Here is an 11,245-nt window from a genome sequence, read left to right as displayed (position 1 = left end):
AGGCGCGGGCAGCGCCTTAGAGCCTGTGGGGAACTGCAGTCCACTGCTGCAGTTCAAGTGAATCGGCCTTCTCGCAAGAGACGCGCAGGTCAGCAACAGGAACCCATCCGAAGAGATCCCCAAGCGCCTGAAAACGCGTAAGGACTCAGTAGGGAATCTCCGTCCTTGGGCGGAGAGGATGTCAACGAATGATTATCGAACAAGATGTACTGGAAGCATTGGAGCACATGCGCCAAATTGGTGCTGATACTCAGCACTGGGAGGTTAAGGAGGCCGTTGTTGATCTCCCAAAGAGCTTGCTTGATACCATCTCCGCTTTTTCAAATATGCATGGTGGAACCATTATTCTTGGTGTTTCTGAAAAGAATGGTTTTCATCCAGCCAAGAGTTTTGATGCTAATAAAACTTATACGAAGTTACAGACTGTCGGTGATCGTTTAACACCCGTCGTTCGAATGGAGATCGAAAAAATGATCTTCGAGAACCAGATGATTGTGGTTGCCTATGTGCCAGAGTTGCCTAAGAATCAGAAGCCTTGTTACATAACGCAGAAAGGTCGTTATGAGGGGGCATTTATTCGTTCCGGCGATGGAGACAGACGTTTGTCGCCTTATGAGGTTGATCGACTGGCAGAGGGGGCATTCCAGCCGCATTATGATATCGAACCGGTTGCAGCGGCAAGTATTGATGATTTAAATAAAAATACTCTAACAGCGATCATAAGAAGAGCCCGAGATATTTTTCCAAGAGTGTTTGCGACACTACCTGATGAAACAATATTAATTCAACTCGGTGTGCTCACGAAGGTTGATGATCGAATTTGCCCGACTTTATCAGGGCTTTTAGTGGCGGGAATATTCCCTCAGCGATTTTTCCCTAGATTAGAGGTTGTTTTTACAGTTTATCCTGGCGTTAGTAAAACAGGCAACGAAAAAAAAACTGGGGTTCGTTATTTGGATTCAAAAGAAATTGTTGGATCTATTCCCGACATGCTTGTTGAAACACTAACGATGGTTCAAATGCGAATGAATACAGGCGCATTCCTTGAAGATGCCTTGCGGAAGGATGTGCCTGATTATCCGTTAATTGCGGTTAGAGAGGCTGTTGCTAACGCATTGCAGCATAGGGATTATTCACCTGAGGGACGGGGAACTCATGTAGAAGTTAATATGTATTCAGATCGTCTGGAAATTACAAATCCAGGAGGTCTTTTCGGATCAACAACTATTGAAAGCCTCGGCAAAGAGGGAATTTCATCAAGCCGTAATGAACATTTGTCTAGACTCTTGACTTGTACGCCGTTTGAATCTGGTTATGTTGTCGAAAATAAGGGAACCGGATTTATGGTGATTGAGTCGTCATTGGCTCAAGCCTTGATGCCGCTGCCAAAAATTCAAAACTCCTTGACATTTTTTAAGCTGACTTTTGAGAAACGTCTCTGGACGATGATGAAAATGTCAACTCGCTCTTGTGAAGTGATTGATGAAGCCATTATTGTGGAACTGACTTCACGTGGAAGCTGCTCGATTAAAGAGCTGATGGCTATGTCCGGGTTGTCTCGAGCAACTATGACAAGCCATATTAGAAAACTTGTACGTACGGGAAAAGTCGAACCTACAGAAAATGCTCGAAATCCAAAGCAACGATATCGAGTTGTTCGAAATGATCGCGATTCGTTTTAATTTTCAAGATTCTTCATAGTACTTGTTAATTGAACTGTAAACCGTTCGCAGCAGTAAATAAAAAAAGGCGGAACCACACTCGAGGAAGGGGTTCCGCCATGAGATTTACTGCAGAAGATATTGCTTTCGCTTTTATCTTCTGCAGAGATCTCTGAGAGAGGCATTGATGCGTTCGAGCGCTTCTTTCTGGCCGCTGGTATCGATCGACAGGAAGCAGGCGCTGCGGACGCTGCATGCCATGGAGAGCTTTAGGAGATTGAGGAGGAAAAAACTTATACCGGAGTAAGCATCAGAGAGTTGAGCTGGCCGGCGTAGAGGATGAAGAGGCGCAGGCACATCATGCCGGCAACTGCTGCAAACCCGGCGGTCCAAAAGCCGGCAGCCGAACGAGTGCAGCCCGTCATGCCGAGCGCAAACGGCACGCCGAAGCCGACACCCACAGCGCCCACCCAGAAGACGGCGGCCCAGACGCCCGTCGTGAAGGCGGTGACTGCAGCCTGAGCCCCGGCCATGCCGAAGATCATCGCCATGGCGATCATGAAAATGCAGGAGATTTCGGCTGCCATCATCGGCCATTCGGCCAGATGCAGGATATGCATCGCATGCGAATCGCGTTTTTCACCGAATACCGCAGTTGCGAGGAGCTTGGCTGCAGCGGTGCCCGCCGAGACGCCGGACGCTACGAAGAGCGCTGGCAGCACGGCCGTATTGATGAGCGGATAGCGGATCAGTGCGGAAATCAGGAAGCCGGTGTAGGCGCAGATACCGAATGCCAGAAAGAGAACGATCCAGGTGATCGGGCCTCTGGCTTTATTGAAGATGTCGCCCAATTTTTCCACCAAACCGCCCAGACCAAACGGCAGCCACTTCAGACTGTGCCGAAGCACAATCACCGTGAGCACCGCAGTAAGCGGGATGTAAAAAAGCAGCATCATCACGCCCACGCTCATGACGCTCGTCGGGTTGTAGAAGACGAGAATGCGCCAGAAAAAGAGCGGATCGGTCAGATCGAGCACCAGGCAGAGCATGCCGAGGAGAATCGTTGCCAGCGCGATCGACGAGGATGCTTTGAGGAGCGGCAAGTCGCCCGAAAGCCCCCGAAGCTTCATCATCGTGAGTATTACGCCCAACGAGCCGCCCGAGATGCCTGCGAGGAAAAGGTACACGGCAATCGGCCACGGCCAGGCGACGCCTTCGGTGAGACCGATTGAAAAATCAAGAACGCCGTCCATTATCGAACTCCGGTTTTAACCACGGGGATGTACCGCAGGGTTGGTTCAGTGCCAAGCCACGGACGAATGCGCACCGTGTCCTTCGCCTTGAGCAGCTTCGAGACGAAGGAGTTGGGATCATTGAGGTCGCCGAAGGAGAGCGCATGAAAGCGGCAGTGCGCTACGCACCCGGGAAGCTCGCCGGCGGCGAGGTTCTTGGAATGCAGGCAGAAGTCGCAGTTGTCGGCAACCTTGGTTTCCGGGTTGATCCAGCGGGCGTTGTAGGGGCAGGCTGCGATGCAGTATTTGCAGCCGACACAGCGGTCCGTATTCATCGTGACGATGTTGGTTTCCGGATCGTGGTGGCAGGCGCCGGTCGGGCAGACCTTCACGCAAGGCGAATCCACGCACTGCTGGCAGGAAACGCGGATGTAGTGACGTTCTGGGCCCGGCATGCGCTGCAAAAGCACACGCGAGCGCCCTGGGGGGAGGTGATTTGCTTCGTTGCAGGCGCGTTTGCATTCGCCGCAGCCGACGCATTTATTCTGGTCGAAGACCATCACGTAGTGCGGACGCTTCTTGCCGTCGACCGTGTCGGAGGTGCACCCTCCGAGCGAAATGACGACAAGTCCGCCGGCGGCTGCCGTGAGGAAGCTTCTCCGGTCAATGTTTTGGGTCACTTGGATCTCCCTAGCGGTAACGGGCGGCAGCAAGGCTTTGCGCCTGATGTCCGCCTGAAGCCGCAATAGGTGAAATGAGGATCGTTCGGGGGATTAGATCCTCCGAAGCTGAGTCAATGGCGTTACTTGGCGGCCTTCTTCTCAGCGGCGCGTTTGTCGGCAGCGGTCTGGTAGCCCCCGTTGTCGACGATGGCCTGAGCGCGCACGATGTAGGCGGCGCCGGACGTCACGCGATCCAAGAGGTAGCGCGGCGCATGAACGCCCCACGAACCGTCTTTTTTCACCTGGTCGTAGATTTCCTGAGCTTTGTCGAGCATCAGGTGGACTTCGGCGAGTTCTTCGGGCGTGAGCTTTGTCACTTCCAGAAGCTGCTTGATGCGTTCGAGCCCCTTTTCGATTTCAGCAAACTTGGCTTTGACCGGTTCCTGCCACTTTTGGATTTCGTCATAGATCGCCTGCTGAGTGCCGTAGCGCAGACCCTCGTCAAGCGTGCTCGTTGCAGGACTGTGGCAGCCCTGGCCGTCCCCTGAGAGCGTGTAGTCGCCGGGCGCAGCGCGGCCGCAGGACCAAACGATGTCAACATAGGCATGACCCTTCTTGTCGAGCGCATAGGTCCAGAGGCGTTCGCCCGAACCTTCCTTCGCGTCGGAGCGGATCAGCGTCTGTGCGGTCGGGTCCGTATTGATGCGGTAGAGGTGCGAGCGACGAACGGCCGAGTAGTACTGCTCAACAGCGTCGGGGCCGGTGAAGTCTTCGGGCGAAGGGATGTTAGGCATATGGCAGGCCACGCAGGTGATCTTCTGATGCGTATCGGTCTTCGCAAAGACGGCCTTCTGCGTCTCATGGCAGTCGCCGCAGTTTTTCTTCATTTCCGGGGCCGTCACGGAGGTCATCCAGTCGGGGCCGCCCACGCGCTGCTGATCGTGGCAGGTCACGCAGGTAAGCCCTTTTTCATAGTGCTTCGTAAGGGCGTGCTGCTCGGTTTTTTCGTTGAAGATCTTGGTGAGTTCAGCCTTGATTTCTTCTTTTGTCTGCGGCCCCTGGTGGCGCGCGGGGTCGAGCTTAAGCGAATCAACAAAGGCCTGATGCTCGGGCAGATCAAACTTCACGGGCGGATAGGGGTCGGCCGCCTGTTCCGCCGCCTGTGCGGCGCCGGCGAGAAAGACCGCGCAGGCAAGGGCGCCGGTCGTGAAAATACGGGTGTTCATTTGGGGAATCCTTTTCATATCGTGCGTGCGGACCGAAATCTGGGCTCCGCACGCAGGCCTCATGAGGCATTGGAGTCATGTAAAGCCGCACTGGGCGGGTCGCCTGAGATGCGCAGAGCGCCTCAGGGACTCATCACCTGGTCGACGTCGAGGTACTGCGCGAGAAAGTCCGCATAGTCGTCTTCGAGGTACTTGTTCGAATAAAGGAACACGGTGCCGAGCGAAGAAGTGGTGAACTTAATGTCGCTTTTCTTCGGATCCTTGGGGAAGGACTGCATCAGTTCCTGAAGTTCTTCGGGCTTCAGATTGAAGGGCTCTTCCTGGAAGGTGCCGATCGTCACCGGACGCGGATAGATGCGCGAGTGCTCGCGAACGAGGTCGCAGATCATTTCGGCGGGGTTGTTCTTGGCCGAAAGAATGCGGGCATAAGAGGCCGAAAGCAGCGGGCGATAGTGGAAGTATTCCTTCTCGTCCCAGGAGGTCAAGTTTGCGACGCCGCAGTCGCGGGCGAGCGCAGTCTCCACCACCTGGTTGAAGTACGCTTCGGTAATCTCGCGGGGTTCGGGCGCCTCTTGGGCTTCGGCGGCTTCCGCTGCGGCGTTTTCACGCTCAATAGCTTGAGCCGTTTCAGCAAGCCGCCCTTCGAGCAGACCGCGCAGCAGTTCGCGCCTCGTGAAGGCTTCGCGCTGATCGCGCAGCGTCGGCACCTTCAGGCGATTGGCTTCGCGTTCTTCGCGGTTCTTCGTTTTCGGAGGCACGAAGGAAACCGTGCCGGGCGCACGGTTATACGTGCTGTCCATCTGCCGGTCGGCATCTTCAAGAAGCTCGTGGGCCTTGGGGATCGGCGCGGCTGCAGCTTTTTCGCGGAAAGCCGCGAAAAGCGCAGGGCGCTCGATGAGTTCGACCCGGCGGCTCGCGTCGGCGACAAGATCCACAAGGATCAGGACGTCGGCGTCAAGCCGGGAGAGCTCATCCAAGGTCGACGGGGTGTTTTCCTCGATGACGGCCGCACTCGATGCTGCAAGAGACGCCTGAGCGGCTCCCTCGGCAGCATTCATGTCGGCACAGATTTCTGCTTCGCGATTCATGACTCAATACCTCTTGTCGGCGCGCAGTTACATCAGACCTTCCTGCTTCATCGTCGAAAGCGCGAAGTCGAGGCCGTATTCCTTAAGGGACTTTTCAGTCGGAGCGCCGGTCTTCACATCGAAGTCCATGAGACCGTAGAAGAGGTCGAAGCTCTTTTCGATGTCGGAGCGTTCCATGCGGATCGTGCCTTTGGTGAACGGCGCTTTGCCCTTGGGATCCCAGAAAATCCATTCCGGATACTGGTCATGATCCTGACGGGGATTGCGGCTCTTGAGCTGACGCATCGTGTAAAGGCGCTGCAGGATGAAGGCGCGAAGACCGGCTTTGTCGAGGTCATCCTGGGTCATTTCGATGCCGGTGACGGCGCGGAAGACCTTGCTTTCCATCTCGATGTCGCCGATGTAGCCCTTTTCGCGCAGCGGCGAGACTTCCCACGGAGCCGTCCACGAGCAGATGCCGAGCATGTCGTGGAGTTCCTTGCGGGCGACAACCCACTGCAGACGCTTCATCTTGTAGATGTTGGTCGGCGTGTAGTCACCGATCGCATCAACGGTATCCGGACTCCCCCAGAACTTCTCGCCGATGCGCTTTTGCACATCGATCGGCAGGCCGCAGCGGGTGAAGTTGATGTGGCCGTGGCTCATCGGATCGCGGTTATAGAGCGAATTGAGCACGCAGCCGATCTGACCGTCGTCTTCGTTGGAATGGTGCTTGGGATGGCCGTGCGCCCAGTAAAGCGTATCGTGATCCTTCTGCCAGGCCGATTCGGCAAGACCAAAGTGTTCGAGAATCTTCGGCGTAGTTTCACCGAGCCAGCGGCCGAATTCGCCTTTGCGGTAAGCAATGCGCGGGAGAATGTCCTGAAGCGCGCTGGGATCGGGATTTTCAAACTTGTCCCACGGAATCTGCTTGTACTCTTCTTCGGAGAGGTACTTTTTCCAATACCCCTTCTTGAGGAAGTAGACGAAGTCACGGTGCAGCTGACCGTAGTTGCACCAGATGCCGAGGTCGTCGAGCGTCTGAGAGCCTACGAGGCAGGCTTCACGCGACACGGGCTTCTCGAGGTCGTTGATGAGGCTCGGGAAGAACCAGCGGCCCCAGAGCGCGAGGCAGGTCTGTTCGGTGATCGGGTCAACCTTATATTTGGCGGCAGTTTCTTCGTCGCGAATGACTGAGTAGCAGCGAATCGGGCAGGCGTAGCAGCCCGTTGTGCGGACGTGGTACTTCCAAAGCGACGGCCCGAGGTAGAACTCTGCCGAGCAGGTGCGGTAGGCGATGTGGTTGACGTCGCGAATATCGCCGTTGATGACCACCGGCGGGTTGGCCGCGCCCCAGACACGGCCGGGCAGACCCGACCAGCGGCTCGAGGGGCTCGAGTACTCAAAGAGCGGCGACGGGACGCGGGAAACGACCGTTTGGGTGTGGGCGCCGAGGATTGCGCGGTGGCTGTCCATCAGCGCTTCCCATTCCTGCGGTTTGGCGTGAATGTGAATCGCCTGATCGCCGCGGACGACGATAGCCTTGAGGTTCTTTTTGCCGAAAATGCTGCCCACGCCGCCGGCGCTGTGGCTCTTGTCGAACATCATGTTGGACATCGGCACAAGATTTTCACCCGCCGGCCCAATCACGCCGATGCTCGCGTCAGCGTTCGTTTCCTGAGCGATCATCGCGTAGGAGCGCTTGGTGCCCTGGTTCCACACGAAATGCGCATCGCGCAGTTCGACGTGATCATTGTGAATGTAGAGGTAGCAGGGCTTCTTGGCTTCGCCTTCAATGATGATGAAGTCCCAGCCGGCATACTTCATCTTGTGCGCGATTTCGCCGCCCACGTGCGCGCTCGCAATCAGCGACTGAGGCCACGAAGTCGGCCAAAGCGTCGTGAGTGCGGTGCGGCCCGAACAGATGGCGCCGGTGCCGGAGAGCGGACCCGGGGCGATGACCACTTTGTTTTCCGGGGAATAGCAGTCCGTGTCAGGCGGAACTTCGTCCCAGAGCACGCGGTAGCCGAAGGCGGTGCCGCCGATTAAGCCGTTGAAGCGCGGGAAGGTCGGTTCAACCGTGAACTTTCCCGTCGTGAGATTGACGCGCAGGCCCTTGCCCGTATAGCCGTATCTCTTCTTGGTTTCAGACATTTTTCAAGCTTCCAGAACAATGGGTTAGCGGTGGCAGATGCTGCATTCGGCAGCGTTCTCACGGGCGAGATAGCCGTGCGGGACGCGGCGCGCTTCTTCGTGAGAGCGGTCGGTCCAGGGGATGTAGCGGATGGCGGCGGCCGGGCAGGCTTTGACGCACTTCGGGTCGCCGTTGCAGAGGAAGCACTTTGACGCTTTGTTTTCTTCGTCGTCGAAGCTCATCATGTCCCACGGGCAAGCCTTTTCGCAGAGGTGGCAGCCGATGCAGCGTTCCTTGACAACCACGCGGGCGCCCGTCTTCGGGTCAACCTGAATAGCGCCTTGCGGGCAGGCATTGGCGCAGGGAACCGGGTGCGGGCACTGGCGGCAGGTGTCTTGAACAACCAGACCGTTGCCGTGCACGCCGAAAGTGGGCGGAATGGGGTTGGTGCCCGAGGGGCCGAACATGACGTTGCGGGTGATCTTGATGCGGGCAAGGCGTGGCGTGGCTTTGCCGTCGTTGAATTCTGTGCAGGCGAGCTCACAGCGGTGGCAGGCAACGCACAGATTGGGGTCGGCGATGATGAGGCCCTTGGCCGTTTCGAGAATCACGTACGGCCGCACGCCGTTTTTGGCTCGCGCATCGTTTAAGAGCCCGAGCGCGGCAGCGGCCGAGGCGGCCTTCAGGAAGCCGCGCCGCGTGAGGTCCTGCGACAGCGACAGCTTCTCGAGAATGTCATTGAGTTCCATGTGGAGTCTCCCTTGCGTTTTTTTCGATGCGGCGGGCGGCGGAGCCCCCGCGGGCCGCTTCGTCCGCAGTGCGTCCCTGACGCCTGCGGTGGAATGACGCTTTCATTCGAGCGGGCTGCGTCCGCGAGGAGACTCAGCGGAAAATGCGGATTGAACGGCAGTTTGATTCGCTGCTCGATTCCGATTGGGCGAATTTATGAAGCCGAAATTATTAAAATTTTCAGCCGATTACTCATCTGCTTCTCGTTCCTTGTCCTGAAGCCGGCAGATGAAAATGGCGAAATTTTTTCCTGCACTTTCCGATAGAGCTATTTTTTCGGGGTCGCGCTCTTTCTTCGAAAGCAAGGCGATTTTTCCCGCAGGGGACCGTTAGGTAGATTGACTTTTGTCAGATGCCAATAGGGGGGAGAGACCCCAGCTAAAAACAACCTGAAGGAGATGGGGGCTAACCCTTGAGGGTTCTTGTCTAGTCTGAAAATGCCTGCGGCAGAGTGATTTAAGAGATACTTGGCATTAAAACATTCAGCCGGACGATGTTTATATCGTTATCGGGATACTAGTGAAACCCCTAATAAGCCGGATGAGAATGATTTCTATTTTGTCGCTATGAAAGAAACAAAATCGATTGTTGAATGAATGAAGCCGATGATCTCGACTTAATGACGATCAATCTCTTATACTTTGATCTGTCCTGATGGGATGTCGGATTGCCCGCCATCCTCCGTTCCGAAATTTTTTTATTGAGCGACCCCTCGCTTCATTGACGCTATTCTACAAGTGAATAACGAAAAATGAAAGAGGGGCAGTCCGCTTTTTATTTCGGAATTTATTCACTATGTCCGCCGCCTTCGGACCTCACTCATCATCGGGCTTTATCCTGCGCCCTGTTGCACTTCCGCCCGTTTGGTACCACCCCGAGCCAACGCTCATCAGGCTTTGTGATGCGCTTGGAGCAGAACTGCAAGAGGATGTTTTTGCTCCAAACGATGTCCCGTCCTACGACCTTGCCCTGCGTGACGGCTGGGCCGTGAATGCGTCGGAAGCCGGACACCGAAAAGTGCTCGATGATGTCGTCGAAAACGGGCGTACGCCGCCCGATCTTCCGCCGATGTCCGCGATTTGGGTGAATACCGGCGGACCTATTCCTAAAGGGGTAACTGCCATTATTCCTTCCGCAGACAGATCCGATTTGGCGGATGCACAAAAAGCAGCGGAACCGGAAAACGGCATCATGCGGCGAGGTGCTGAATGGTGTGTGGGGGACCTGCTTCTCAAGAGCGGCGTGCGCATCGGGGCGGCCGAGACGGCGCTTCTTTTTGAAGCGGGAATGGATGTGGTGAAGGCGCGGTCCCTCGCCTCGGTCGGCATCATTGCGACCGGATCGGAACTGCGCGACTTCGTCTGCCGTGCGGAGGGACCCACCCGGGTATCGAGCGACGCAGCTTATCTGCGCTCACTGCTTCTGGATGCCGGTATCCGCGATGTATGGGCGCGAAGTGCAGCTGACGATTCTGCGGCCATTGCGGCCGCACTCACTGGACTTGCGGTGCGCTCTGACGTTCTGATTACGATCGGCGGAACCGGCCGGGGTTCGAAAGATCTCACCCGCAGGGCTATTCTTGAGGCCGGCGGCAAGCTGCTGGACTCACAGGAGGCGGATCGATGCAGCGGGGGAGCGAGTCCCTTCATTGCCGGGGAACTTGATGGCCGCCCGGTTATCGGTCTTCCCGGGAACCCGCTTGCTGCAATGATGATTGCTCAGCGTGTCGTGCTCCCGCTCATTGCGGCGCGAAGCGGCATCGCACTCCATGAAAAAGTGGTGCGGGCGGCGTTCTCTGGAAATATCCCGGCAGGGAAAACGGGTGAGCTTTGCGTGTCGCTCTGCGGCTGCGGCGACGCGAGGATCGCTCGAGCGGTTCAAAAGGGGACCGGCTCGGTACTGCTTTTGAGAGATGCTGCAGGGGTTGTGAAGGTCGGCAAAGACGGCATCAAGGCCGGTGATGAAGTCGACGTGATTTGCTTCATCAATTAAGGGGCTCACGGCAGCCCTTCAGAACGTTCTTTCGCTCAATGCAGAATGAAGGCTGCTTCCCGTGTCAGCGTTTTGTGCCGCTGCGCTTTGAACGAAAAACGACGCGCAGAACGCAGGCCGCTGGGTCCGAAGCCCCTCAGCGGGCATTTCCGCATCGAAGCCCGCCGGCCGATGTCGTCCTCAAACCTATATTGAACAGATGTTCATCATGCATCTGGTTTTGTAGACGCGTGCGCTGCAGGATGAACGCAATATATTAAAGTTGTCAACAGCAGTTTGGACTCAGTAGAGATGCTTATGTCGTCTGCGTCTTTGCAAGTGGCTTAAGAAAGCTGATTCTATTTGCGCGGTGCGATTCCTAAAATGTGAGGCTCAATAAACTTCCTGACCTGAACTCCCGAATGACTAGATCCTAACTAAAACGGAAAACAGTCTTCGGGAGTTTTGTTATTCCCAACAGAGCCAGCAGATCCCGATGGCGT

8 protein-coding genes are annotated in these 11,245 nt (G+C 56.1%); 2 read left to right on the top strand and 6 right to left on the bottom strand.

All coding sequences use genetic code 11. From position 1 onward, the window contains the following. The first annotated feature begins 188 nt into the window (after window positions 1-188). A complete protein-coding gene (locus DES29_RS11770; protein ID WP_113854931.1) occupies window positions 189-1,682 on the top strand; it encodes an ATP-binding protein in 1,494 nt (497 codons plus the stop codon). Window positions 1,683-1,954: 272 nt separating this feature from the next. Here the strand turns inward: DES29_RS11770 and nrfD are convergent, their stop codons facing one another. The 6 genes from nrfD to DES29_RS11740 all read right to left on the bottom strand — a co-directional run bounded on the left by nrfD (window position 1,955) and on the right by DES29_RS11740 (window position 8,731). Next, window positions 1,955-2,914: an NrfD/PsrC family molybdoenzyme membrane anchor subunit gene (gene nrfD / locus DES29_RS11765; RefSeq protein WP_021994914.1), complete on the bottom strand. Its 960-nt coding sequence runs from the start codon at window positions 2,912-2,914 to the stop codon at window positions 1,955-1,957. After that, window positions 2,914-3,573 (bottom strand): 4Fe-4S dicluster domain-containing protein, encoded by a 660-nt coding sequence (locus DES29_RS11760; protein ID WP_113854930.1) that lies wholly within the window; start codon window positions 3,571-3,573, stop codon window positions 2,914-2,916. The genes nrfD and DES29_RS11760 overlap by 1 nt, the downstream gene beginning before the upstream one ends. A gap of 122 nt (window positions 3,574-3,695) precedes the next feature. Continuing rightward, on the bottom strand, window positions 3,696-4,781 hold the full coding sequence (locus DES29_RS11755) for a cytochrome c3 family protein (protein ID WP_021995729.1): 1,086 nt from the start codon (window positions 4,779-4,781) through the stop codon (window positions 3,696-3,698). A gap of 122 nt (window positions 4,782-4,903) precedes the next feature. Further along, the gene (locus DES29_RS11750) at window positions 4,904-5,869 is read right to left on the bottom strand and encodes a hypothetical protein (protein WP_021995728.1); all 966 of its coding nucleotides are present in this window, start codon (window positions 5,867-5,869) and stop codon (window positions 4,904-4,906) included. A 27-nt stretch (window positions 5,870-5,896) separates the two neighbouring features. Next, window positions 5,897-8,002, bottom strand: a complete 2,106-nt coding sequence (locus tag DES29_RS11745; protein ID WP_113854929.1) for an aldehyde ferredoxin oxidoreductase N-terminal domain-containing protein — start codon at window positions 8,000-8,002, stop codon at window positions 5,897-5,899. Between the two features lie 24 nt (window positions 8,003-8,026). Further along, entirely contained in the window at window positions 8,027-8,731 is a 705-nt protein-coding gene (locus DES29_RS11740; RefSeq protein WP_113854928.1) for a 4Fe-4S dicluster domain-containing protein, read from the bottom strand. Between the two features lie 835 nt (window positions 8,732-9,566). On the opposite strand from DES29_RS11740, the gene DES29_RS11730 reads away from it, so the two are divergent. Further along, complete coding sequence (locus DES29_RS11730; protein ID WP_005429038.1) at window positions 9,567-10,763, top strand: molybdopterin-binding protein; 1,197 nt, start codon at window positions 9,567-9,569, stop codon at window positions 10,761-10,763. Window positions 10,764-11,245 lie beyond the last annotated feature (482 nt).

This window comes from Sutterella wadsworthensis, from assembly GCF_003315195.1.
In the GTDB taxonomy this organism is placed as follows: domain Bacteria; phylum Pseudomonadota; class Gammaproteobacteria; order Burkholderiales; family Burkholderiaceae_F; genus Sutterella; species Sutterella wadsworthensis.
This window is presented reverse-complemented; position numbering and strand designations above follow the sequence as displayed.

Coding starts and splice junctions, on each gene's coding strand:
- DES29_RS11770 (WP_113854931.1), top strand. CDS start 189: ATGATTATCGAACAAGATGTACTGGAAGCATTGGAGCACATGCGCCAA.
- nrfD (WP_021994914.1), bottom strand. CDS start 2,914: ATGGACGGCGTTCTTGATTTTTCAATCGGTCTCACCGAAGGCGTCGCC.
- DES29_RS11755 (WP_021995729.1), bottom strand. CDS start 4,781: ATGAACACCCGTATTTTCACGACCGGCGCCCTTGCCTGCGCGGTCTTT.
- DES29_RS11750 (WP_021995728.1), bottom strand. CDS start 5,869: ATGAATCGCGAAGCAGAAATCTGTGCCGACATGAATGCTGCCGAGGGA.
- DES29_RS11745 (WP_113854929.1), bottom strand. CDS start 8,002: ATGTCTGAAACCAAGAAGAGATACGGCTATACGGGCAAGGGCCTGCGC.
- DES29_RS11740 (WP_113854928.1), bottom strand. CDS start 8,731: ATGGAACTCAATGACATTCTCGAGAAGCTGTCGCTGTCGCAGGACCTC.
- DES29_RS11730 (WP_005429038.1), top strand. CDS start 9,567: ATGTCCGCCGCCTTCGGACCTCACTCATCATCGGGCTTTATCCTGCGC.